The 24367-nt window shown below is 70.5% G+C and carries 21 protein-coding genes; 7 read left to right on the forward strand and 14 right to left on the reverse strand.

Annotated elements, in window-relative coordinates:
* The 9 genes from cysD to OHS33_RS28790 form a co-directional block, all read right to left on the reverse strand.
* On the reverse strand, positions 1–939 hold the full coding sequence (gene cysD / locus OHS33_RS28750; protein WP_330333311.1) for a sulfate adenylyltransferase subunit CysD: 939 nt from the start codon (positions 937–939) through the stop codon (positions 1–3).
* Complete coding sequence (gene cysC, locus OHS33_RS28755) at positions 936–1481, reverse strand: adenylyl-sulfate kinase (protein WP_330335248.1); 546 nt, start codon at positions 1479–1481, stop codon at positions 936–938. The genes cysD and cysC overlap by 4 nt, the downstream gene beginning before the upstream one ends.
* Before the next feature lie 56 nt (positions 1482–1537).
* Positions 1538–2236, reverse strand: coding sequence for a phosphoadenylyl-sulfate reductase (locus OHS33_RS28760; RefSeq protein WP_330333312.1), 699 nt, complete (start codon positions 2234–2236; stop codon positions 1538–1540).
* Positions 2233–2412 (reverse strand): hypothetical protein, encoded by a 180-nt coding sequence (locus tag OHS33_RS28765; RefSeq protein ID WP_150206678.1) that lies wholly within the window; start codon positions 2410–2412, stop codon positions 2233–2235. Before OHS33_RS28765 ends, OHS33_RS28760 begins: the two co-directional genes overlap by 4 nt.
* A complete protein-coding gene (locus OHS33_RS28770) occupies positions 2409–4112 on the reverse strand; it encodes a nitrite/sulfite reductase (RefSeq protein ID WP_330333313.1) in 1704 nt (567 codons plus the stop codon). The genes OHS33_RS28765 and OHS33_RS28770 overlap by 4 nt, the downstream gene beginning before the upstream one ends.
* A gap of 218 nt (positions 4113–4330) precedes the next feature.
* Entirely contained in the window at positions 4331–4414 is an 84-nt protein-coding gene (locus OHS33_RS28775) for a putative leader peptide (protein ID WP_309550570.1), read from the reverse strand.
* Between the two features lie 638 nt (positions 4415–5052).
* The gene (locus tag OHS33_RS28780) at positions 5053–5616 is read right to left on the reverse strand and encodes a GNAT family N-acetyltransferase (protein ID WP_330333314.1); all 564 of its coding nucleotides are present in this window, start codon (positions 5614–5616) and stop codon (positions 5053–5055) included.
* A gap of 13 nt (positions 5617–5629) precedes the next feature.
* Positions 5630–6889 carry a GAF domain-containing protein gene (locus tag OHS33_RS28785; protein ID WP_330335249.1) on the reverse strand — a complete coding sequence of 420 codons (1260 nt, stop codon included), beginning with the start codon at positions 6887–6889 and terminating at the stop codon, positions 5630–5632.
* Between the two features lie 360 nt (positions 6890–7249).
* Positions 7250–8884, reverse strand: coding sequence for an acyl-CoA dehydrogenase family protein (locus OHS33_RS28790; RefSeq protein ID WP_330333315.1), 1635 nt, complete (start codon positions 8882–8884; stop codon positions 7250–7252).
* Between the two features lie 17 nt (positions 8885–8901).
* Here OHS33_RS28790 and OHS33_RS28795 point away from each other — a divergent pair, with 17 nt between their 5' ends.
* Positions 8902–10017, forward strand: a complete 1116-nt coding sequence (locus OHS33_RS28795) for a YihY/virulence factor BrkB family protein (protein WP_330333316.1) — start codon at positions 8902–8904, stop codon at positions 10015–10017.
* A 601-nt stretch (positions 10018–10618) separates the two neighbouring features.
* Entirely contained in the window at positions 10619–12292 is a 1674-nt protein-coding gene (locus OHS33_RS28800) for an ice-binding family protein (RefSeq protein WP_330333317.1), read from the forward strand.
* A gap of 95 nt (positions 12293–12387) precedes the next feature.
* On the opposite strand, the gene OHS33_RS28805 is transcribed toward OHS33_RS28800, so the two are convergent.
* Positions 12388–13287 (reverse strand): helix-turn-helix domain-containing protein, encoded by a 900-nt coding sequence (locus OHS33_RS28805; RefSeq protein ID WP_330333318.1) that lies wholly within the window; start codon positions 13285–13287, stop codon positions 12388–12390.
* A 310-nt stretch (positions 13288–13597) separates the two neighbouring features.
* On the opposite strand from OHS33_RS28805, the gene OHS33_RS28810 reads away from it, so the two are divergent.
* On the forward strand, positions 13598–14497 hold the full coding sequence (locus OHS33_RS28810; protein ID WP_330333319.1) for an NAD-dependent protein deacetylase: 900 nt from the start codon (positions 13598–13600) through the stop codon (positions 14495–14497).
* 303 nt (positions 14498–14800) lie between these two features.
* Complete coding sequence (gene rsgA / locus OHS33_RS28815; RefSeq protein WP_330333320.1) at positions 14801–15910, forward strand: ribosome small subunit-dependent GTPase A; 1110 nt, start codon at positions 14801–14803, stop codon at positions 15908–15910.
* Positions 15911–16016: 106 nt separating this feature from the next.
* Here the strand turns inward: rsgA and OHS33_RS28820 are convergent, their stop codons facing one another.
* The gene (locus OHS33_RS28820) at positions 16017–17198 is read right to left on the reverse strand and encodes an rRNA adenine N-6-methyltransferase family protein (RefSeq protein WP_330333321.1); all 1182 of its coding nucleotides are present in this window, start codon (positions 17196–17198) and stop codon (positions 16017–16019) included.
* A 790-nt stretch (positions 17199–17988) separates the two neighbouring features.
* Between OHS33_RS28820 and OHS33_RS28825 the strand changes: the two genes are divergently transcribed.
* The 3 genes from OHS33_RS28825 to OHS33_RS28835 all read left to right on the forward strand — a co-directional run bounded on the left by OHS33_RS28825 (position 17989) and on the right by OHS33_RS28835 (position 20276).
* On the forward strand, positions 17989–18843 hold the full coding sequence (locus OHS33_RS28825) for a helix-turn-helix domain-containing protein (protein ID WP_330333322.1): 855 nt from the start codon (positions 17989–17991) through the stop codon (positions 18841–18843).
* The gene (locus OHS33_RS28830) at positions 18840–19052 is read left to right on the forward strand and encodes a DUF397 domain-containing protein (protein WP_330333323.1); all 213 of its coding nucleotides are present in this window, start codon (positions 18840–18842) and stop codon (positions 19050–19052) included. The genes OHS33_RS28825 and OHS33_RS28830 overlap by 4 nt, the downstream gene beginning before the upstream one ends.
* 843 nt (positions 19053–19895) lie before the next feature.
* Positions 19896–20276, forward strand: coding sequence for a VOC family protein (locus tag OHS33_RS28835; protein ID WP_330333324.1), 381 nt, complete (start codon positions 19896–19898; stop codon positions 20274–20276).
* 281 nt (positions 20277–20557) lie between these two features.
* Here OHS33_RS28835 and OHS33_RS28840 read toward each other — a convergent pair whose 3' ends face one another.
* The 3 genes from OHS33_RS28840 to OHS33_RS28850 form a co-directional block, all read right to left on the reverse strand.
* Positions 20558–22513: a hypothetical protein gene (locus OHS33_RS28840; RefSeq protein ID WP_330333325.1), complete on the reverse strand. Its 1956-nt coding sequence runs from the start codon at positions 22511–22513 to the stop codon at positions 20558–20560.
* Positions 22514–22683: 170 nt separating this feature from the next.
* Positions 22684–23169, reverse strand: a complete 486-nt coding sequence (locus OHS33_RS28845) for a DUF456 domain-containing protein (RefSeq protein ID WP_330333326.1) — start codon at positions 23167–23169, stop codon at positions 22684–22686.
* A gap of 24 nt (positions 23170–23193) precedes the next feature.
* On the reverse strand, positions 23194–24171 hold the full coding sequence (locus tag OHS33_RS28850; RefSeq protein WP_330335250.1) for a helix-turn-helix domain-containing protein: 978 nt from the start codon (positions 24169–24171) through the stop codon (positions 23194–23196).
* Between the last annotated feature and the right edge of the window lie 196 nt (positions 24172–24367).

Raw genomic sequence — 24367 nt, forward strand, 5'->3', positions numbered from 1 at the left:
TTAGAAGTACCCTTCGCGCTTGCGGTCTTCCATCGCGGCCTCGGACATCTTGTCGTCGGCGCGGGTGGCGCCCCGCTCGGTGAGCCGGGAGGCGGCGATCTCGGCGATCACGGCGTCCAGCGTGGTGGCGTCGGAGTCGACGGCGCCGGTGCAGGACATGTCGCCGACGGTGCGGTAGCGGATCAGCCGCGTCTGGGTCTCCTCGCCCTCCTTCGGGCCGCCCCACTCGCCCGCGGTCAGCCACATGCCGTGCCGCTGGAAGACCTCGCGCTCGTGGGCGAAGTAGATCTCCGGCAGCTCGATGCCCTCGCGGGCGATGTACTGCCACACGTCCAGCTCGGTCCAGTTGGAGAGCGGGAAGACGCGCACGTGCTCACCGGCCGCGTGCCGGCCGTTGTAGAGGTTCCACAGCTCGGGGCGCTGACGGCGCGGGTCCCACTGGGAGAACTCGTCGCGGAGGCTGAACACCCGCTCCTTGGCGCGGGCCTTCTCCTCGTCGCGCCGGCCGCCGCCGAACACCGCGTCGAAGCGCAGCTGCTGGATCGCCTCGGTCAGCGGGACGGTCTGCAGCGGGTTGCGGGTGCCGTCGGGGCGCTCGCGCAGCTTCCCCGCGTCGATGTAGTCCTGTACGGACGCCACGTGCAGGCGCAGTCCGTGCTCGGCCACCGCGCGGTCGCGGTACTCCAGCACCTCGGGGAAGTTGTGCCCCGTGTCGACGTGCAGCAGCGTGAAGGGGACCGGCGCGGGCGCGAACGCCTTGAGCGCCAGGTGCAGCATGACGATCGAGTCCTTGCCGCCGGAGAAGAGGATCACCGGCTTCTCGAACTCGCCCGCCACCTCGCGGAAGATGTGCACCGCCTCGGATTCGAGGGCGTCCAGGTGGGACAGCGCGTAGGGCGCGTCCGCCTCGGCGTGGACGTGGGCGACCGTGGTGGTCATGCCAGACCCCTCTCGTTGAGCAGCGCGAACAGTGCCGCCGCGGACTCCTGCACGGACTGGGTGTGCGACTCGATCCGCAGGTCCGGGGCCTCGGGAGCCTCGTACGGGTCGTCCACCCCGGTCAGGCCGGAGATCTCGCCCGCCGCCTGCTTGGCGTACAGGCCCTTCACGTCGCGCTCCGAGCAGACCTCGACCGGGGTGGCCACATGGACCTCCAGGTACGTCGTCCCCTCGGCGGCGTGCCGCTTGCGCACCGCTTCCCGGCTGTCCGCGAACGGAGCGATGACCGGGACCAGCGCCTTGACGCCGTTGCTCGCGAGCAGTTCGGCGACGAAGCCGATCCGCTGCACGTTGGTGTGCCGGTCCTCGCGGGTGAAGCCCAGCCCGGCGGAGAGGAACTCGCGGATCTCGTCCCCGTCGAGCACCTCCACCCGGTGGCCCTCGCCGCGCAGCCGCTCGGCCAGCGCGTACGCGATGGTCGTCTTGCCCGCGCTCGGCAGCCCGGTCAGCCACACCGTGGCGCCCTGGTCGCTCACGCTCATCTGCTCGTTCTCCGTCGGTTCCGTACGGTTCGTGGTCTCGGTCGTCGGCTCGGTCATCAGCCGTGCAGCCCGCATTCGGTCTTGCCCAGCCCGGCCCAGCGGCCGGCCCGCGCGTCCTCGCCCGCCGCCACGCGGCGGGTGCAGGGGGCGCAGCCGACGGAGGTGTAGCCGTCCATCAGCAGCGGGTTGGTGAGCACCCCGTGCTCGGCGACGTACGCGTCCACGTCGTCCTGGGTCCAGCGGGCGATGGGGGAGACCTTGACCTTCCGCCGCTTCTCGTCCCAGCCGACCACCGGGGTGTTCGCCCGGGTCGGGGACTCGTCGCGGCGCAGCCCGGTCGCCCATGCGTCGTACGCCGTCAGGCCCTCTTCCAGCGGCTTGACCTTGCGCAGCGCGCAGCACAGGTCCGGGTCCCGGTCGTGCAGCTTCGGGCCGTACTCGGCGTCCTGCTCGGCGACGCTCTGGCGCGGGGTGAGCGTGATGACGTTGACGTCCATCACGGCCTCGACCGCGTCACGGGTGCCGATGGTCTCCTCGAAGTGGTAGCCCGTGTCGAGGAAGACCACGTCCACGCCGGGGAAGGCGCGGGAGGCGAGGTGGGCGACCACCGCGTCCTCCATGGAGGAGGTCACGGCGAACTTCTTGCCGAAGGTCTCGGCCGCCCAGGTGAGGATCTCCAGCGCGGAGGCGTCCTCCAGGTCGCGGCCCGCCTGCTCGGCCACGGCCTTGAGATCCACGTCTTGAGTGGTGGTCATATCTCTTCCCCTCCAGCGGTGTTGGACTGAAGTCCGCGGGCCAGCAGCCCGAGGTACTTCAGCTGGAAGGCTCGATTGCATGACCTGCATTCCCAGGCGCCGTGACCCTGTTCGTTCGGGAACAGGTCCTCGTCGCCGCAGTACGGGCAGTAGAAGGGTGCGGCGCGCTCGCTCATGCCAGGCTCTTCTCGTCGGCGCGCGCGACCCAGGCCGCGAAGCGCTCGCCGTCCTCGCGCTGCTCCTGGAAGCGCGTGACGACCCGCTCGACGTAGTCGGGCAGACCCTCCGAGGTGACCTTGAGGCCGCGGACCTTGCGGCCGAACCCGGCCTCCAGGCCGAGCGCGCCGCCGAGGTGCACCTGGTAGCCCTCGACCTGGTTGCCGTCGTCATCCAGGACCAGCTGGCCCTTGAGACCGATGTCCGCCACCTGGATACGGGCGCAGGCGTTCGGGCAGCCGTTGATGTTGATGGTGAGCGGCTCGGCGAAGTCCGGCAGGCGGCGCTCCAGCTCGTCGATCAGCGAGGCGCCGCGCGCCTTCGTTTCGACGATGGCCAGCTTGCAGAACTCGATGCCGGTGCAGGCCATCGTGCCGCGGCGGAACGGGGACGGCTTGACCCGCAGGTCCAGCGCCTCCAGGGCGGAGACGACCGACTCGACCTGGCTCTCGTCGATGTCGAGCACGACCATCTTCTGCTCGGCGGTGGTGCGCAGCCGGCCCGAGCCGTGGCGCTCGGCCACGTCCGCGATCTTGGTCAGGGTGGCGCCGTCCACGCGGCCGACCCGGGGGGCGAAGCCGACGTAGAAGCGGCCGTCCTGCTGCTGGTGGATGCCGACGTGGTCGCGCCACTGGCCGGTGGGCTGCTCGGGGGCGGGGCCGTCCGTCAGCTCGCGCTTGAGGTACTCGTCCTCCAGGACCTGGCGGAACTTGGCCGGGCCCCAGTCGGCGACGAGGAACTTCAGCCGGGCGCGGGTGCGCAGGCGGCGGTAGCCGTAGTCGCGGAAGATCGAGATGACGCCCTCGTAGACGTCCGGGACCTCGTCCAGCGAGACCCAGGTGCCCAGGCGGACGCCGAGCTTGGGGTTGGTGGAGAGACCGCCGCCGACCCAGACGTCGAAGCCGGGGCCGTGCTCCGGGTGGTTCACGCCGACGAAGGCGATGTCGTTGATCTCGTGCGCCACGTCGAGCAGCGGCGAGCCGGAGATCGCGGACTTGAACTTGCGGGGCAGGTTGGAGAAGTCCTTGTTGCCCACGATGCGGCGGTAGATCTCGTCGATGGCGGGGGTGCCGTCGATGATCTCGTCCTTGGCGATGCCCGCGACGGGCGAGCCGAGGATGACGCGCGGGGTGTCGCCGCAGGCCTCGGTGGTCGAGAGGCCGACCGCCTCCAGACGGCGCCAGATCTCCGGGACGTCCTCGATGCGGATCCAGTGGTACTGGACGTTCTGGCGGTCGGTGAGGTCGGCGGTGCCGCGGGCGAACTCCTGCGAGATCTCGCCGATCACGCGCAGCTGCTCGGTGGTCAGACGGCCGCCGTCGATGCGCACGCGGAGCATGAAGTACTCGTCGTCCAGCTCCTCCGGCTCCAGGATCGCGGTCTTGCCGCCGTCGATCCCGGGCTTGCGCTGGGTGTAGAGGCCCCACCAGCGCATCCGGCCGCGCAGGTCGTTGGGGTCGATCGAGTCGAAGCCCCGCTTGGAGTAGATCGTCTCGATGCGTGTCCGCACGTTGAGACCGTCGTCGTCCTTTTTGAACTGCTCGTTGCCGTTGAGGGGCGTGTGGTGGCCGACGGCCCACTGGCCCTCGCCGCGGTGGCGGCCGGGCTTGCGGCGCGCGGCTGCGGGGGCGGCTGCGGGCGTTTCGGGGGTGGCGGCCATGGCGGTACGTCCTTCGGTGGCGGCTCTGGGCAGGGGCAGGCGAAGCGGCGGTGCCCCACGGCTTCGACCTGCGGTGATGCGCGGCAGTGCGCTGGCAGGTGTGGCGGATCGCGCCCCCTTCGCCGGTGGGCGGGGGGCGGTTCTCGGCCTGCTGGGGGCTTACGGAATCGGCGCGTCCGCGGAGGCGGCGGCGCCGAGGTGCGACGTGGCTGGTTCCGTCAGCTCGCCGGACAGATGGCGCTGGACATGCGGCCGAGGTCGACGTGCCGCCGACTCACCAAGGCAATTCCAGCTCCATTCATGGCGGAAGCGTGTCATGGGGCTGTTGGAGGAGTCCACTACTGTCCACCATCCGGACGAAAGCGTCCCGCATGGCGAGATCATGTGGCCCGGGTCACCTCGTGGGGCACCTGGGGGCACTGCAGCCGCCCGTACCTCCGGCGGCGCCTCAATCGCCGGCGAGGCTGAATTTAGCCTGCCCGGGTCGGCACCTCCCACCCCCGGCCAAACCCAGCCCTGGGCAAACCCGGCCCCGGGCAAACCCAACCCCGGCCAAGCCAAACCCTGGGCAAACCCGGCCCCGGCCAAACCCAGCCTCGCCGGCGTTTGAGGCGCCCCCGGAGGGCAGGCGGGGCCGCGGACGGGGCACGGGCGGGGGAAGGGTCGGCGGGCGCCGGTGCCCCCGGCGGCGCCTCAAACGCCGGCGGGGCTGGGGTGTGCCCCGGGCGAGGCTGGGGTGTGCCCCCGGGCGGGCGAAGTTCAGCCCCGGCACCGGGGGCCCCGGCCAAACCCAGCCCCGCCGGCGATTGAGGCGCCCCCGGAGGGGAGGCGGGCCCGCGGACGGGGGACGGCGGGGGAACAGGCCGGCGGGCGCCGGTGCCTCCGGCGGCGCCTCAAACGCCGGCGGGGCTGAATCTGGGCGGGTGCCCCCCGCCAGGGGTTACGCGCCCGGCCAGGGGCCCGGGGTCGGGGTGTCCGGCTTGGATTCCGTTTCCGTGCGGAAGAGCGTGAAGCCGCGCCGCTCGTAGTTGGCCATCGCGGTGGGCCCGTCCTGGCTGCAGGTGTGCAGCCAGACCCGCTTCGTCGGCTCCCGGTCCGGCCACCGGTCCGCCAGGTCCCAGGCCCGGGCCACACCCACCGACAGCAGGTGGCCACCGATCCGCCGCCCCCGGAACTCCGGCAGCAGCCCGAAGTACATGATCTCCACCACACCGTCGTCCTGCGGGTCGAACTCCACGTACCCCGCCGGCGTCCCCCGGTCGTACGCCACCCAGGTCTCCACCCCCGGACGGCCCAGCTGCTCCACCCACTGCGCCCGGGTCAGCGACAGCCGGTCCGTCCAGTGGATGTCACCGCCGACCGAGGCGTACAGGAAGCGGCTGAACTCGGGCGAGGGGACCTCCGCACGCGAGATCGTGATCTCGGAACCTGGAACGGCCGCCGGAACGAGGTCGTCCGGCGAGGTCATCTCCAGGGACCAGGTGGTGAGGGTGAGGGTGCTCATGCAGGTCAGGGAATCACACCCCCCACTCGCCGGCGCCATCGAGCCGTGCCCGGACCACCGCCGGGGCGCTCGAATGCGGCAGGAGGTCGGCGGGCAGCCGCGGACGGATCACCTCCACCTCCACGTCCTCCGCGAACCGGTACGGCCGGTGCGTCAGCACCCCGGCCAGGTGGCGGCGTACCCGCGACATCTCGGCCCGCACCGTCACCGTCCGCGTCGCGTCCCCGAACAGCTCCAGCGCCAGCTCCGCCGCCGACCGCCCCCGAGGGCTCTCCGCCAGCAGGAACAGCAGCTCCGCGTGGCGCGGGCTCAGCTCCTGGGTCCAGCTGCCCGCCGCCCCGGACACGGTCGCCGACCAGGACCGCGCCCGGCTCAGGTCGAGCACCACCCGGCCCGCCGCCGCGCCCGTACGGGCCTGCTCGATCCGCAGCAGCCAGCCGCCGGGCAGCGGCTCCACCACGCAGTCGCCCAGCTGCGGAACCCACTGCAGGCCCGGCCCGAAGGACTTCGGCAGCGGCACCCGGTCCACCGGGGCGAGCCCGGTGACCGCCGCCGTCCAGCCGTGCTGATCCACGGCCAGCGCCCGCCCCGGCAGCCGGGCCAGCAGCGGCGCCGCCACCGCCCGCAGCCCCTCCAGGGACTCCAGGTGGCGGATCCGCAGCTCCCGCTCGGCGAGCCGGGCCACCGAGGCCACCCAGGTCAAGGTGGCCGGATGCATGGTCGCCAGCGGCCCGCTGACGTCCACCACGCCCAGCAGCTGCCCGTCGCGCGGATCGTGCACGGGCGCCCCCGCGCACGTCCAGTCGTGGTGGCTGGAGACGAAGTGCTCCGCCGAGAACACCTGGACCGGGCGGCGCGTGACCAGGGCGGTGCCGACCCCGTTGGTGCCGACCACCGCCTCGTCCCAGTGCGCGCCCACCCCGAACCCCAGCCGGTCCGCCCGCCGCAGGATCGAGGTGGCGCCCTCGCGCCACAGCAGCCGCCCGTCCGCGTCGGCGATCACCATGATGTGCAGCGCCTCGTCCAGCGCGGGGAGCAGCCCTTCGCGCAGCACCGGCAGCAGCGCCCGCAGCGGGGACACCTGCCGCCGCTCCTCCGTCTCCGCCGCCGACAGCATCCGCGAGCGGGCGTCCCGGTCGGGGTGCACCCCGCAGGCCATCATCCGCCGCCACGACGCGGCGATCTCGGGGCGCGGCGCGGCGGGCGGCCGGTCCCCGGCGAGGGCCGCCGCCCGGACGCCCTTGAGCAGCCGGGCCGCGTCGCGCGCGTCCATGGCGGCGAGCCGCGCCACCTCGACCGCGGCCCCCGCGGTACCCGCGCCACCTGCAGTGGTTGCCACCGGATCCTCCTGAATGAACCGGACCGCGCTACGGACCGCGCCACGGACCGCGCTACGTACTGCGCTGCGTGCTGCCCTGTGGACCGCGCCCCATCGGACTCACAGGTTGCAACGGTCTGCAACTCTCGCCAAGCCCCGGTCGCCCGACCGAAACTGTGCGTCACGCCGACAGGCGGCGTGAAGGCTCCTCCTCGGGGCTGACCCGGAGCAGGTGTGGTGCCGAGTCGGCGCGGCGCCACCCTGCTGCCGGCAGACGGGCCCGGATCCGGACCCGGAGCGGTTTGGGGACCTCTCCTAACCCGTGATCCGCGCCCGTTCCACCACCGCCCGCAGGTCCAGACTGTGCGGCAGCGTCCCGAAGGCGGCCCCCCAGTCCCCGCCGAGCCGGGACGCGCAGAACGCGTCGGCGACCGCGGGCGGCGCCCAGCGCACCAGCAGCGAGCCCTGCAGGACCAGCGCCATCCGCTCCACCACGCGCCGGGCCCGCGCCTCGATCCCCTCCAGGTCGGCCAGCTCGGTCAGCAGGTTCTTCACGGCCGCGTCCAGGCGGTGATCGGCGCCCCGGGCGAGGCCGACCTCCTGGAGGAACGCGTTCAGGGCCTGCGGCTCGCGCTGGAGCGCCCGCAGTACGTCCAGGGCCTGTACGTTGCCCGAGCCCTCCCAGATCGAGTTCAGCGGGGACTCCCGCAGCAGCCGGGGCAGCCCGGACTCCTCCACGTACCCGTTGCCGCCCAGGCACTCCAGCGCCTCCGCGACGGCCGGCGTGCAGCGCTTGGTCACCCAGTACTTCGCGGTCGGCACGGCGATCCGCAGGAAGGCCCGCTCCTGCTCGGTGCCCGCGTCGTACGCGGCCGCCAGCCGCAGCGTCAGCACGGTGGCCGCCTCCGACTCGACGGCCAGGTCCGCCAGTACGTTGCGCATCAGCGGCTGGTCGAAGAGCTTCGCTCCGAAAGCGGAGCGGTGCTCCGTGTGGTGCACGGCCTGCGTCAGCGCCTGCCGGATCAGCGAGGCCGAACCGATCACACAGTCCAGCCGGGTCGCGGCGACCATCTCGATGATGGTCCGCACCCCCCGCCCCTCCTCGCCCACCCGCCGGGCCCAGGTCCCGTCGAACTCCACCTCGCTGGACGCGTTCGACCGGTTGCCGAGCTTGTCCTTCAGCCGCTGGATCGCGAACACGTTCCGGGTTCCGTCCGCCAGTACCCGCGGCACCAGGAAGCAGGTCAGCCCGCCCGGCGCCTGCGCCAGCACGAGGAACCCGTCGCACATCGGGGCGGAACAGAACCACTTGTGCCCGGTCAGCAGGTACTCGCCCGACGCGTCCAGCGCCACCGCCCGGGTGGTGTTGGCGCGCACGTCGCTGCCGCCCTGCTTCTCGGTCATCCCCATGCCGAAGAGGACGCCCGACTTCTGCCCTGCTGGGCGCAGCCCCTGGTCGTAGACGTGCGAGGTGAGCCGCGGCTCCCACTCGGCGGCCAGTTCCGGGTCCGTGCGCAGCGCGGGCACCGCCGCGTGGGTCATCGAGACCGGACAGCCGTGGCCGGCCTCGGCCTGCGACCAGACGAAGAACCCGGCGGCGCGCCGCAGGTGCCCCGCCTCGCGCCCCCAGGCGTCGGTCAGCCCGGACGTCACCGCGTGGCCGAGCAGGCGGTGCCAGGAAGGGTGGAAGTCCACTTCGTCGATCCGGTTCCCATACCGGTCGTGTGTGCGGAGCTTCGGTGGATTCTCGTTGGCCTGGGCACCCCATTCCTGGGCCTGCGCGGAACCCGCGGCGAGCCCGAGTCCGGTGAGTTCTTCCCGTACTTCCACGAGGAGTTCGGGGTCGAGGTGCCGTTCCACGCCCTCGGTGAGGGCGCGGTCGCCGCCGTAGACGTCGTGCCCGACCAGGGGTGGTGCCTGGTTGCTGACTGTGTGGGTGGTGGCTGCCATGCCGATACGGTAAGGAGGTGCAGCCAGCAAATGAAACACCCGAGCGGCCTCCGGGGCGGCTCCACCGGGCCCGGGCCCTCTATCGCAACGTCTCCAAGCGCAAGATGTCCTGGCTGCTGCTCAAGGACACGGTCAACTCGTGCATCGAGTACCGGATCCTGGGACTCGCGGCCGAGGCGGCGTTCTTCACGCTCCTCTCGCTGCCGCCGCTGTTCCTGGGTCTGCTCGGTCTGGTCGGCTACGTGGACGGCTGGAGCGGCACCACCTCGGTGCAGACCATCGAGGAGAACATCCTGCGGGCGGTCGGCACCGTGCTCTCCGACCGGGGCGTCAACGACATCGCCAGACCCATGCTGGACGACGTGACCCGCCAGGCCCGCCCGGACCTCATCTCGCTCGGCTTCGCCTTCGCCCTCTGGTCCGGCTCGCGCGCCGTCAACGTCTTCGTCGACACCATCACCGTCATGTACGGGCTCGACGGCCAGCGCGGCATCGTCAAGACCCGGCTGCTGGCCTTCGTGCTGTACGTCGTCGCGCTGCTGGTCGGCTCCGTCGTGCTGCCGCTGCTCGTGGTCGGCCCGGACGCGGTGGTGCGGTGGGTGCCGTGGGGCACGGAAGTGGTGGCGGTGCTCTACTGGCCGACCGTCACCCTGCTGTCCATCGTCTTCCTGACCACGCTCTACCACGTGTCCGTACCGGTGCGTTCGCCGTGGATCGAGGACGTGCCGGGCGCGCTGATCGCCCTCGCCATGTGGGTGCTGGGCTCGTTCCTGCTGCGGATCTACCTCACGAACACGGTGGAGGGGCCGACGATCTACGGATCCCTGGCCGCGCCCGTCGCCGTCCTGCTGTGGATCGGCATCTCGGCCTTCGCCGTCCTGGTCGGCGCCGCCGTCAACGCGGCCATCGACCGGGTCTGGCCGTCGCTCGCGACGGCGGCGGCCCGCGAGGCCAACGAGCGCGTCCGGGAGGCCGAGGCCGCCCAGCTCATCGCCCGCGCGGCGGCCTGGCGGGCCCTGGCGGAGGGCGAGTCGGAGGACGACGAGGACGCGGGAATGCCCTCCGAGTTCCCCGAGCGGTGGTCCAAGTTCCTCCCGCCCGAGGACTACACGTCCCGGCTGCGCAAGCACTAGTGCCGCGTCAGGCAACGTTCGCCCTGCCGCTCCTTGAGGGGCAAACGTTGCCTGACGCGGCACTAGAAGGCAGAAGGCCTGCCCGCGGCAGCGTTCCCGGAGATCTGCCGCAGACGGGCAGACCCTCTCGGCGAGCCGTGGCTCCGAGACCTCCTGAGTTCGTCGTCGGAGTGGAACCAGATTCGAACTGATGTGCGGCTTCGCTCTCCTGACGCTGCGTCACTCATGTAGAGCATTTTTTGTGATTTGTGGTCTATTGCTCTGCAATATGCGGGAATACCCCGGGGTGACGGCATATCACTGCCTCTGGCAGAGGGGCGCTCTGCGGTCCCCCGCTCAGGGCGAGTCAGTGCGGCGGCGCAGGTAGGGGTTACGGCCCTGAGCGGTCATGCCGCGGCGCTCGGAATCCTTCTTCGGGAGGCGTGAGATTCGAAGCAACGAGAAAGGTCCCGCTATGGCATTGGACGTCATCCGCTCGGATCCACCCACCAGAAGGTCACAACGCACTCTGCTCAAACGGGGATCGCTCTCCCTGCTCCCCGCGGCGCTCGTGGCGGCGGCCTCCCTGGCCCCGAGCCCCGCTTACGCCGCGGAAGCCCCCGTGGGGCTGGGTACCGCCACCAACTACGCGGTTCTGGCCGGTTCGACGATCACCAATACGAACCCCACCATCATCAACGGCGACCTGGGTCTCCATCCGGGCACATCGGTGACCGGCTTCCCGCCCGGCATCGTCAACGGAACACAGCACGTGACCGACGCCGCCGCCATGCAGGCGAAGGCCGACCTCGTCACCGCCTACAACGACGCGGACAGCCGGGGACCCGGGAACGTGCTCGCCACGGCCGATATCGGCGGACAGACGCTGGCGCCCGGCGTCTACTCGGCCTCGTCGGAACTGCACATCACCGGAACGGTGACGCTCGACGGTCAGAACAAGCCCGACTCCGTCTTCATCTTCCGGATCCCCTCGACCCTGATCACTGCTCCGGCAAGCGTCGTGGCCTTCATCAACGGAGCGAACGCCTGCAACGTGTTCTGGGAGGTGGGCAGCTCCGCCACCCTCGACACGACCACGCAGTTCAAGGGCAACATCCTGGCCATGGAGTCCATCACGCTGAACCACAGCGCGGTGATCGAAGGCCGCGCCCTGGCGCGCACCGGCGCGGTCACGATGGACAACAACACCATCACGAGGGCAGCCTGCGCGGTGGGCCCGCCCGGTCCTCCCGGACCGACGGGTTCGCCCGGCCCCACCGGCAGCCCCGGCCCCACCGGCGCCCCCGGCCCGACGGGCTCGCCGGGTCCCACCGGCAGCCCCGGGGCCCCCGGTCCCACGGGTTCGCCCGGCGCTCCCGGTAGCCCCGGCGCTCCCGGCAGCCCCGGCGCCCCCGGCCCGACCGGCTCACCCGGCGCTCCCGGTAGCCCCGGAGCTCCCGGTCCCACCGGCTCGCCTGGCGCCCCCGGTGCTCCCGGCGTCCCCGGAGCTCCCGGCCCGACCGGCTCACCCGGTGCTCCCGGTAGCCCCGGCGCCCCTGGTCCCACCGGCTCGCCTGGCGCCCCCGGTGCTCCCGGCGTCCCCGGAGCTCCCGGCCCGACCGGCGCCCCCGGTGTCCCCGGAAGCCCCGGAGCCCCCGGCCCGACCGGCTCACCCGGCGCTCCCGGCCCCACCGGAGCCCCCGGCCCGACCGGTAGGCCAGGCGTTCCCGGAGCCCCCGGACCCACCGGTTCCGCAGGGCCCGCAGGTCCTGCCGGACCTGCTGGACCTGCTGGACCCGCCGGACCTGCCGGGCCCGCCGGACCCAAGGGGCCTCGCGGCGACAAGGGCGAAAAGGGTGACAAGGGCGAGCACGGCCACGGTCACCACGACCACCACAAGGGCGAGCACGGCCAAGGTCCCGACGACCACGACGAGGACGAGCACGGTCAAGGCCCCGACGACCACGACAACGACCACGACGGGGACGAACACGGTCAAGGTCCCGACGACCACGACCACGACCAGGGCAAGCCCCCCTGGGCCGACTTCTTGCCGGGCGGCCCCGACAAGGCTCTGGGCCGTGCGGGTCGCGGCTCCACGCCCAAGAGCGTCAACTTCGCCCATGTGAGCGCCGCCACGGACCAGCAGTCGCGGGCGGCATCGCCCGGCGCGAGCGGCGCGAGCAGCGGGACCGCCATCACGGCCGCCTGCGCGGCCGCGCTCGCCTTCGTCGGGGGCTCGGCCCTCTTCGCCATGAAGCGAACCCGGCGAGGTGCGACGACTCGACAGGACTAGCCCCATCGCAGGCGTGACCACCTCACGCCGCTGAGCGATCCGTCCCGAGCGCTCGGGACGGATCGCCAGACCATGGGCGTTCTCGTCACGGACGGCTACGTACAGGACAGTTCGCGAGCGTCGGGCCGGAATTCCGTGCCGGCGGCGTACACCTTGACGGCTTCGTCGAGGAAATGCCGGGTATCCGCCGGACTCAACGCCTGGGCCTGCAAGTGCGCATACATATCGCTGTAGCATCGCACTTCGGATCGTTTCTCCAGATAGAGGTCGCTGGTGAACCTTTCCAGATACACCACGTTCGCATCGGTGGCGTCGGAAAACTCAAGCAGCGAGAACTGTCCCGAGACACCCGGGTGCGCACCCACGTCGTGAGGGAGAACCTGCAGGGTGATGTGCGGCCGGCCGCTGAGACGGGTCAGGTGGTCCAGCTGCTCGCGCATGACCTCCCGGCTGCCCACGACGCGCCGCAGCGCCGATTCGTCCAGTACGGCCCATAAGCGCAGCGGGTTGCGCGGGTCGCCCAGCCGGCTCTGGCGCCGCAGCCGCACCTGAAGGCGCGTGGCGGCCTGTTCGGCAGTGGCGTGAGGGATCGTTCCTGCGATGACCGCCCGGGCGTAGGCGGGGGCCTGCAGCAGGCCCGGGATCACCAGGGGCTCGTAGATCCGGATCGCGGCCGCCTCGGCCTCCAGGCCGATGTAGGCGCCGTACGGGATGTCACCGTAGGAATTCCACCAGCCCTGCTGACCCGACTCTTTGGCCAGCTGCATCAGGCGGTCGACGAGCTGCTGATCCTGGACTCCGTACAGCCCGCAGAGATCGCGCACGTCGCGGGGCTTGATGAGGCGGCGGCCGTTCTCCAGCAGGCTGATCTTGGGCTGGGAGATCAGCAGGCGCTCCGCCACTTGCTGCGTCGTCAGACCGCTGATCTCCCGGAGCCGACGTAGCTCCGACCCCAGTCGGCGTCTGCTGACGGTGGGATTGACAGTGACGCCCACGGGACCCGTACCTCCGCTTGAAAACCCTTGCACTGGCGAGCAGAGTGTCACGGCAGGGCCTGCCGGATACGCTTTGACTCCGTGTCGTGCACGGTGATTCACACCGGACACGGAACGACCTGAACGTCGTATCACTCCCCACCCGGCCGACCATATTTTCCGGTTCGAATAAAGAAGAATGAACCGCATGCCGCATTCATGTTTCTGCGCAATATGCCAGCAGTAGAGGCCACCCCTACGGCGCGGGATCCGTCACGGTCCTGCCGGTCGAGGCCGGCTTGGCGGGCGGGTGCTCCCGTACGCTGGCGGCATGCGCACGCGCCCCACGCTGAGCTGGACGCCTCCCGAGGATCTGCCGCCCGGTTCCACGGATCCGGGGCCGGTGGTCGACGCGCTGAGGGCCGGCGGCGTGGTGGTGCTCAGCGGGGCGGGCCTGTCCACGGAGTCGGGCATCCCCGACTACCGGGGCGAGGGCGGGAGCCTGAGCCGGCACACCCCGATGACCTACCAGGAGTTCACCGCCGACCCGCGGGCCCGCCGCAGGTACTGGGCGCGCAGTCACCTGGGCCGGCGCACCTTCGGCCGGGCCCGCCCCAACGCCGGGCACCGGGCCGTGGCGGCTTTCGAGCGGTACGGGCTCCTCGCGGGGCTGATCACCCAGAACGTCGACGGGCTGCACCAGGCCGCCGGGAGCGAACGGGTGGTGGAACTGCACGGAGGCCTGGACCGGGTCGTCTGCCTTTCCTGCGGGGCCCGCAGCTCGCGCGGTGAACTCGCCCGGCGGCTGGACGAAGCGAATCCGGGCTTCGATCCGGTGGCCGCCGGGCTGAACCCGGACGGCGACGCCGACCTCACCGACGAGCAGGTCGGGGACTTCTCCGTGGTGTCCTGTGCGCGGTGCGCCGGTGTCCTCAAACCCGACGTGGTGTTCTTCGGAGAAACCGTGCCGCCGCCTCGGGTCGCGCGCTGCCGCGAGCTGGTGGACGAGGCGGCCTCGCTGCTGGTCCTGGGGTCCTCCCTGACGGTGATGTCCGGACTCCGTTTCGTCCGCCGGGCCGCCGAGGCCGGCAAGCCGGTGCTGATCGTCAACCGCGACCCGACCCGGGGCGACCGGCATGCCGTCACCCGGGTCGCACTCCCCCTGGGGGCGGCCCTCACCACCGTGGCGGACCGGCTCGGCCTCGCGGGCACCGGCGGGGGTGCGGCCTGAGGGTTCGGCGTGACCGTCCACGAAGGTGGCGGAAAAGGCTCGGAGAAAGACGGGGAAAAAGAGTTGGCGCGGGGGCGCGGGAGCGGGTTAACGTAAAGCCGTTCACGCCGAGTGGACCGGAACCGCCGCGTGCGGATCCGTATGTCACAGGAGGTGAGTCCATTGATGACTGTCGTCGCGCAGGGCACTGCCCGCACTCACGCGTTCGTCAATCTCCTTCCTGTGGTCTCCGGCTGACCTTCACTCAACTTCCGCGCGCCACGCGCGTGTTCTGCCGGGGCCACCCTGTTTTAAGGGTTCCCGTTGACTTTTTCTGCCTTCCAGCAGATCGCTTCGCTCTCGCACGCCCTCAGCCCGTACGGCTGGGACGACGCCTGGGCCGCTGAGTTCGAGCCGTACGCCGAGCAGGGCCTCGTGCCCGGCCGTGTCGTCCGGGTCGACCGCGGCCAGTGCGACGTCATGACCGCGGACGGCATCGTCCGCGCCGACACCGCCTTCGTCACCCCGCACGACCCGCTGCGGGTCATCTGCACCGGTGACTGGGCCGCCGTCGAGGCGGTCGGCAACCCCCGTTACGTCAAGGCGTACCTGCCGCGGCGGACCGCGTTCGTACGGTCCACCTCCTCGCAGCGCTCCGAGGGGCAGATCCTCGCCGCCAACGTCGACCACGCCATCATCGCGGTCTCGCTCGCCGTCGAGCTGGACCTCGGCCGCATCGAACGCTTCCTCGCCCTCGCGTGGGAGTCCGGCGCGCAGCCGCTGATCGTCCTCACCAAGGCCGACCTGGTGCCCGACCCGGTCACCCTCGCCCACCTCGTCGAGGACGTGGAGACCACGGCCCCCGGGGTCGGCGTACTCACCGTCTCCTCCCTCACCGGGGAGGGTACGGACGTCCTCACCGCGATCGTCGCCTCCGGCACCAGCGTGCTGCTGGGCATCTCGGGCGCGGGCAAGTCCACCCTCGCGAACGCGCTGCTCGGCGAGGAGGTCATGGCGGTCCAGGCCGCCCGTGAGGTCGACGGCAAGGGCCGTCACACCACCACCACCCGCAACCTGCTCGCCCTCCCGGACGGCGGGGTCCTGATCGACACCCCCGGGCTGCGCGGCGTCGGCCTCTTCGACGCGGAGGCGGGCGTCGGCCAGGTGTTCTCCGAGATCGAGGAGTACGCCGCCCAGTGCCGCTTCCACGACTGCGGGCACGAGGCCGAGCCGGGGTGCGCGGTGCTCCGGGCGGTCGAGGAGGGGGCGCTGCCGGAGCGGCGGCTGGAGAGCTACCGGAAGCTGCTCCGGGAGAACCAGCGCATCGTCGCGAAGACGGACGCGCGGCTGCGGTCGGAGATCCGGCGTGACTGGCGGATGAAATCCGCGGTGGGCCGCGCGAACCACGCCGCCAAGCGGGGCGGGACGATCTGACCCCGCCGGGGGAGCGGGGCCTGCCCGGCCCCGCCCCCGGGGGTGCGCCCACCCCGCACGAGCCCCGGCCATCCGAAGATGACCGGGGCCCGGCGCGATCTTGTTTCTAACCGATCAGCTGATCCGGAGTGTCAAGCCAAACCCGCTGTTCGTCCCGCTCGACCGTGACACCGAATCGGGTGATGTGCGGCCGGTCGTGCTCCTCGTACCAGGTGTACGCGGCCGTCACCTCCGCCCACAGATCCCGCGGCCCCCAGGAGCGGACGGCGTGCGCGTCCCACCAGTCGCCGTAGTTGACGATGGTCGCCGAAGTACCCGCCTCGTCGACAAACTGAACTTGACGCTCGCTCCCCTCGCCACGGTGCGAACAGGTGACGTCCGGGACCTGAAGACCGATGGCAAAGTCCTGGAGGTACGTGCCTCCCAGCACTTGGGCCGGGTCGATGGGCGACGGCCGGATGACGGGATCCCCCGACAGCTGCAAGGCGACCACTGGCCGCTCGCTGCGGGCCCACATGTAGGCGGCTTCGCCGACGAATTGCCCCTGGGCCGCGTCCCTGTTCACCGACAGTCTTAGCAGCCCAGCGTTGCTGTAGGCCGTGCCGAACGGCGTGAGGATCACCCCGTCCGTGCGAGTCTGCTCGATCCACGCGAAGGGCACGCGGCGCAACGACGCGGTATTGATGACCCGGTCGAAGAGCGTGAGGGGGCGAGCCCCTTCCAGACCATCACCGTGAATCAACTCCGGCGCATAGCCGGCCGCCTTGAGGTTGGACGCGCCCCAAGTTGCGAGCGCCTCGTCCACTTCCACGGCCGTCACTCGCTCTGACGAGACCCGCTCACAGAGCAGAGCTGTGTGATATCCGGAGCCGTAGCCGATCTCCAGAACCCGATGATCCGGGTGAAGGTTCAGGTGATGCAACTTCCTCATCACCACGTCCAGGGCGGACACCGACGACGTGAAGTCACCCGACGACGGACCGGAGGGCTGGACCCGGCCGTCGTCCAGCTGCGTGACCACGGAACAATGGGGGTCCCAGACCGCACGGGCCCACAGCTCGGGGTCGACGCCTTTGTCAACGAACTGCCACAGTCCGTCAGCGTTTTCCACGGACAGCCACACGCCAGGGGGGACGAAGGCCTCCCGGTCCACTGTGGCGAGCGCCCTTGCGATCCACGGATCACGGGCCAAGCCCATGGTCGTCAGAGCCTGAATGCAGATGTCCCGGTTCACTTGCTTGTCGGCCTGGAGCCGTCGGGGCTCGGAGCGGGAGTCGGGGGCGTCCACGGCTTGTCCTGCGGAGGGCCGGCGTGCTTGCCGTCACTCATCGTCATGTCGTTCTCCGGTTTACATGAACGGGGCCCACCCATCATGGATGGGCTGAATGAGAGTGTTCCGCGCCATGTCGGGCGCTGTACAGGAGCGGACAGGACCACGCGCGTGCCGACCTCACCGACTGCGCGGGCCCCGCCGCCCCTCCGCCGAGCGACCGGCTAAGCGGCCGACGACGGGTCCATGGGGTGCCCTGCGGGCCGTTCGAGGGCCACGGCAAGGGCGCGTGTGTATTCAGCCGCCGCGACGGCGAACACCGAGTCTTGCTTGTGCTGGAGCTCGGCCTCTACGGCCGCTTCCAGTTCCCTGAGGTACTCCGCGGTGAAGCGGTAACCGTCGGCGCTCACTTGACACCCGCATGCGTGGGGTGCCGCCGGATCTCGACGGCGACGTCGGACGCCCGGGACTGATCGAACTCCGGCGACCTCGGGTTCTTCAGCTCCCGCCACTGCCTCATCAAGGCCTCGCAGACGTCACAGTCCGCAGCCGGAAGCGGAGGTGACCGAAAGAGCTGATCCAGGGTCGCCACAATCGGCGCGTTCATTTCGTAGGACATACGTCGCCCCTCACCGCGATCGTTCCGCTACGCACTGTGCTCGCAGACTCAGCGTGGCAGTTGTACTCACGTATTGCAACTACGCATCCAGGGCTTACGAAATCGCATATTTGCGGCAGCCGCCGACCTGATGCGTGTGGAAGCATTCGGACCAGGGAAGCCAGTGAGGCACAAGGGGAAGGGGGGGCCATGAGCGCTCCGTCAGTACGTCAGCGGCGACTCGGGGCCGAACTGCGATCCCTGCGTGAAGCCAAGGGCCTTACGCAGGAAGAGGGAGCACAGGCGGCAGGCCCGGGGTGGGACAAGACTCGGTTGTCCCGTGTTGAGCGCGCACAGCTGGGCATCAAGCCCGACGTCGTGCGCCTGCTGCTCGATAGGTACGGCGTGTCGGACGCGGAGAAGCGAGAGGCTCTGGCGGCCCTTGCTCAGGCCGGTACGCGCCGCGGATGGTGGCAGACCTACAAGGACATCATCTCGCCGGCCTACGCCGAGCTGATCGCCCTGGAAGCCGACGCGCGGTCCCTTCGGTCGTATCAGACGCAGCTCATCCCAGGACTTCTTCAGCGGGTCGAGTACGCACGGGCCACGATCGCGGGCATCAACCCCACGTTGGCAGCTGGGGAGGTTGAGGCGCTGGCGCAGGTGCGGCTGGCACGCCAGTCGGTACTGACCCGATCGCAGCCCCTCGAAGTCTGGGCGATCATTCACGAGGCGGTCCTCCACCCCGAACTGCCCCCACGGGTCATGCGCGCGCAGCTGGGCCACCTGCTTGAACAGATGGACGTGCCGAGCATCTCGATACAGATCATGCCGCTGTCCGCGTCGCCTCACCCGGGGATGAGCGGCCCGTTCACCGTGCTGAGTTTCTCTGAACGAGCTGACCTTGACGTCGTCCTTGTCGAGCACCTCGTCTCTGCGCTGTACGTTGAAGACGCCGCGGACGTGTCGGTCTGCAACACCGCGTTTGAGCACCTGCGGGCGCACGCGTTGCCGCTCGACAAGTCCGCCGACCTCACCGCAAGAATCATGAAGGATCTCAAATGACGCCGATCATCTCCCCCGCCATCACTTCCGGCCTCGTGTGGTCGAAGAGCAGTTACAGCGAAGGCGCCGCCAACTGCCTGGAGATTGCCCATGGCGTGGCCGGGGCCGCGCCTGTCCGCGACTCCAAGCGCCCGACCGGGCCGGCCGTGGTCTTTGGCGACTCCCAGTGGGCGACGTTCGTCGACGCCGTCAAGGCCGGACAGCTCTAGCCCGACTCCCGGGGGCGGCTCGGGGGCCCGGGCTCCCGGACCGCTCCCCGTGGCCTCAAGGCCGCGGCACGTTGCGGAGGTTGGATCGAGCCATCTGGATCGTCCGGCCGACGCCGCCGTCGAGCACGATCTTGCTGGCCGATCGCGCGCCGTTGCGTGACCCCCGATGGAGAAAGGGACGCAACATCACGACGTGACGTGCGGGTGTCCGGTCGGCGTCGACGCTACGCAGCGAGGAGGGGTGGCCGGGTCTAGATCAGCCAACTCGCCATTCATGAAGACATGTTGGAGGTGGTGCGACCAGTACGTATGGAGGCGAGAAGACTCTCCAAGCGCAAGTCGTGCGGCATCGCTGCCCCCACGCCTATCGCGCTGATCGCGGGGCCAGTCTATTTCGCCGCACCCCCGACCTGTCTCGGTCTGCATGTGTACAAATCAGGGGGTGGAACTTTGACACTGTGGCCATCGCCCCGACGGGGTGGACTCTTGGCAGTTTCTGGTCCATGCGATAGGGCCGCCTTTGACGTGCAGCTGAAAGGCCGACGGTGCCACGCCTGCGGCAATGCCGGTGTGCCGGTAGTAGCGCCGGATCACGGAGTCAGGGGTACGTACACACGCATTGCCGCGCGGAAAACGATGGTCGAACTCGGCGACGTATCGGCTGTGTTCACTGACCTGCGGGTGGATCACGACGTGGATGCCGCGGAGGTGCCCTCATCCGCCGACGGCCTCGCCCTCCGCGCTCTGCCCCTGACTGCCCCGAGGCTATCTGCGTACGTCGAGCCTGAGCGACAGCGCGCAACTCGGTGGCGTCTGGAGTGGAAGTGAGGAAGGCTCGCGCGCATGGTTTCGGTATTGCAGAACGTGGCGATTGACTGTGCGGATGCCTACGAGCTGGCCCGGTTCTGGAGCGGAGTGACCGGCCGTCCACTGCATCCGGAGGACAAACCGGGTGACCGGGAGACTCAGGTGCTGCTGGTGGAGGGCCCGGTGATGTACTTCAACCAGGTGCCCGAGTCCAAGAAGATCAAGAACCGGATCCATCTGTGTCTGCGCCCTGAGACCTCGCGTGAGCAGGAGGTGGAACGGCTGCTCGGCCTCGGTGCCACCTTTGTCACCGATCACCGGAATCCCGATGGCTCTGGCTGGGCCGTCCTTGCTGACCCCGAAGGCAACGAATTCTGTGTTCTTCGCAGCGAGTCCGACCGAGCCGCGATGAGTTGAAGACGCCGCCGATGCATCCGTCTACGGCAGTGCCGTTCGACGCCTTGCGGGCTCTCGCGTTGCCGTTCGGCAATTCGGCCGACCTCACCGCAAGAATCACGTCGAGGTCCTCGCCGGCTCCGCGATCGTCCTCAGCGGCATCGGCTGGGGCGTCTTCGTCGACGCCGTCAAGGGCGGCCGGCTCTGGTCACCCGTCACCCAATGCCCGCCCTCGCGCAGAGGGCGGGCATTGCTGTGCCCGGATTTCCCCCGGCACGTCGCGTCGGCCGGGGCGCCCGCGGTCAGAAGTCGACGGCGCGGTAGACCACGTGGAGTTCGCCGGTGTCGAGGGAGCCGATGGCGGGGCCGGAGATGGTGGTGGGGTCTTCGAGGATGCGCTCGAAGTTGGTCCAGGTGGTGCTGGCACCGGTGAGGGTGCTGTGCCAGATCCTGCTGTCGTAGCCGCGGATGGTGCAGTGGAGGGTGTCACCGCTGACGGTGAGGGAGGGCGCGGCGAAGGCTTCGCCGCTGTGGGTGAAGGCGGTGCCCCAGCCGGTGTTGGTGTTGGTGTTGATGACGACCCGGTTGGTCCAGAGGTCCTGGTAGGCCAGGTAGAGCTTGCCGCGGTGGGTGGCCATCGCCGGCGGGAGGAAGGTGTGAAAGCCAGGGGATCCTCCGGCGGGGACCGGGCTGAGCTTGGTCCAGGTGCGGGCGTCGGCGGAGTAGTCGTAGACGAGATTTCCGAAGTAGCCGCGGGCGTAGTGCAGGTAGCCGTCGCGTACGGCCAGGGCGGGGCCGGAGGTGGCACTGCCGGGCAGTTGGACCTGGGAGGACCAGGTGGTGCCGTCGGCGGAGGACAGCAGTTGCGGATCGCTGCCCTGCCCGGTGTAGGCCAGGTACAGCCTGTTGTTGAAGACGGCCAGGGCCGGGGCGTGGTGGGTGACGAGCTGCGGGACACGGTAGAAGTCGGTCCACCGGCCCGCCTGGAGGCGGCTGATGTAGATGTAGGTGCCGCCGCGGACAGCGCAGTGCAGGATGCCGTTGAAGGTGGCGAGGGCGGGTGTGTCGGTGGTGGCGCCGGTGGGAGTGAGGCGGGCGGGAGCGCCCCAGGTGCCCGCGGTGTTCTTGACCGTGGTCACGGCGTTGGTGGGGAGGGTCCCCTCCCACTTGAGGTACAGGTCGAAGATGCCGCCGTCGCCCTCGAACCGGAAGTAGTCGGTCCGGCCGGGCCGGGAGGCCAGCTCGGCGATCGCCGCACGGTCGAGGATGACGGTGCGTTCCTGGACGAAGTCGTCCTCGTTGCGGAAGAAGTTGATCAGTTCGGCGATGAGGCGCGCGATCATCGCGCCCAGCATGATCCAGTCCTGCATGTTCTCCCACTGGCCCGCGGGGAAATCATCGATCAAGAAGGCGAAATTCGTCAGCTCCCCAGAGATGAGGACGAGCTTGCGGGACAGCTCCCTGGTGAAGTCGCCGTCGCTGTCATCGGCTTCCCAGCAGGCGATGTGGAAACCCGCGGAGCGGCGGATGGACCCGTCGAGCAGGACATTTTCATCGGACTTGAAAGTCGCCCAGTCGCCCTTGCTGATGGCGCCGTACTCCCTGGTCCGGCGTGCGTTCCTCGCGGAGCCGTCGCTGCCCGCGCTCAGGGCCCAGTAGATCTCGTCCCGGTTGACCTCGTTGGTGTCCTCCACGCAGTGGAACTTGTCCAGGATGACCCGGGCATGGATCAGCTCACCGGTCGGCTGGGCGTGCTCGGAGGAGGTCAGCAGGGTGAGCCCCCAGCCGGCCTCCTTCTGCCCATGGAGGAACTCCTCGGTGTCGAAGGACTCCGTCCCCTCACCGGCGCCCACGTCCACCACCTGCACGTTCGCCTGCGAGGAGGCGTCGCTCATCGTCGGCAGGTCCTTGAGTAGATCCGCGAACGAGTACCCCTCTGCCGCCGACCGCCCGGTCAGCGACGGAGGGAAGATCTCATCCATCCGGCGCGAGGACGCCTCCTCGGCGTACACCCGGCCCAGCTCACGGATCTCCTGCTCGCTGAACACGTACTCCAGCGGGCGCAGCAACCCTGCTTCCAGGTCGGTCAGTTCCAGGCCCGCGTCCAGCCGGGACGCTGCCCGCAACACCACCCCGTACAGCAGACCCGAATCGCGCGTCGACGTCGCCAGCCGCTGACCCCGGCCCGTGACGGGCCGACCCTGCAACTGCGCCCGCAACCGCTCCACGCGCTCCGCCTGAGACACCACAGCCACCACGAAAGGCCTCCCCGCCCACGGACGCCTCCGCCCTCTGCACGGACCGAGGTGCGCCACCGCGATCTTCCCAGTGTCGTCACCTGCCGCAATAGGTCATTTACGGACAGTGAAATCCGGCGGGACTCTGCCAAGCGGGCCACAGCACTGGACGCTGGCCCCAGGCCCCGCCGCTAGTCACCCACCGCGACGACCCCCAGCCATGCCCCCATCACCAGGAGGCACGCGAACAGCTCCACCAGCACGCTCGTCCCGACCGCCCGCATCACCGCCCGCAGCGAGGTCACCGCCTCGCCGTGGGTGCCCAGGCGGTGGCGTTCGCAGAGGTAGATGCCGGCCATGAAGCCCGGTACCGCGCCGAGCACGGGGACCAGGACGAAGCCGAGGAAGGCGCCCGTACCGGCGTACACCGCCATCCGGCGGGTGACGCCCACGCCGCGCAGCCGTCGCGGCGGGAGCTGCCACTTCACCACCTGGACCACCAGCAGCAGCGCCGTCGCCGAGACCAGCAGCGACCACGCGGGCGCGGTCCGCTCGTGCATGGCCCACCACAGCACACCCGCCCAGACCAGCAGGGTCCCGGGGACACCCGGCACCAGGACCCCGAGCACCCCGAGCAGCAGCACCAGGCCCACCAGGAGCAGCTGAGGCAGATCCATCTGATCAGCGTGACGGACCGGGGGCTATCGGGCCACCCAGCCCCGTTCGTACGCGTGCCAGCCCAGCTGCATCCGGGTCGTGACCCCGGCGCTCTCCATCAGCCCCTTGACCCGCCGCTGCACCGTCCGCAGCCCCAGCTCCAGGTGTTTCGCCACGCTCGCGTCGGTCATCCCCACCAGCAGCAGGGAGAGGATCTCCAGGTCCACGGCGTCGGGGCCGCCGTCCGACTCGTCGACCGTCCCGCCCGCCCCGAGCCGCAGCGGCAGCGCTTCGCGCCACACCGCCTCGAAGAGCCCCATCAGGGATTCCAGCAGCCCCGACGCGTGCACGACCAGCGCCGCGGGTTCCGCGGTCCGGGCGGTCAGCGGCACCATGGCCAGGCTCCGGTCCGCGATCACCAGCTTCGTCGGGACCTGCCCCGTGACCCGGATCCGTTCGCCCCGGCCCAGCGCCGTCGAGGCCTCCCGCAGCCCCCTGGGCAGGGTCAGCACCTCGCGCTCGATCACCACGCGGTAGTCGACCCCGCGCACGGTGGCCCGTTCCTCCGCCTCGTTCTCCGTGCCCGTCATCACCTGGGGCCGCCCGGTGACCAGGGCGCACACCTCTTCCACCGCGCCGAGCTGGAGCTGGACGAACCGGTGAGCGACCGCGCTCGCGCCCGTCACCACCTCGACCAGGTCGTGCACGGCCGGTTCCGCCGCCTCCGCCCGGTACTCCTCGGCCAGCAGGGCGGCCGCCAGTTCGGCCTGTTCCAGCTCGTGCCGCTGCTGGGTGAGCAGCGCGCCCAGCGCGACTCCGGGCGGCGCGGCCACCCAGCGGCCGGGACGGGCCGAGGACTGCGCGGCCAGGCCCTGGCGCTCCAGGTGCCGCAGCGCCCGTTCGGTCTGCGGCACCGGCAGGGTCAGCCGGTGCGCGAGGTCCGGCACCTCCGCCGCTCCCAGTGCCACCAGCGCGCGGTACGCCGACTCCTGGCCCTCGTCCAGGCCTATCGCACCCAGCAACCCGTCCACCCCACTCTCCACCCGGTCCCCGGTCCCCGCCCGCCCGTTCCTGGCGGGAAGCGGCCACGGCGCAAACCCGCCGTGGGACATCATCACCGCACCCCCCGCCCCTCTGCCAAGGTGACGCCACCGCAGCACCAACATCCGCTGGCCAGAAGCCATTTACGCGGCAGCTTTGCCGTGCAATGCAACCGTT

Source organism: Streptomyces sp. NBC_00536 (assembly GCF_036346295.1).
Classification (GTDB): domain Bacteria; phylum Actinomycetota; class Actinomycetes; order Streptomycetales; family Streptomycetaceae; genus Streptomyces.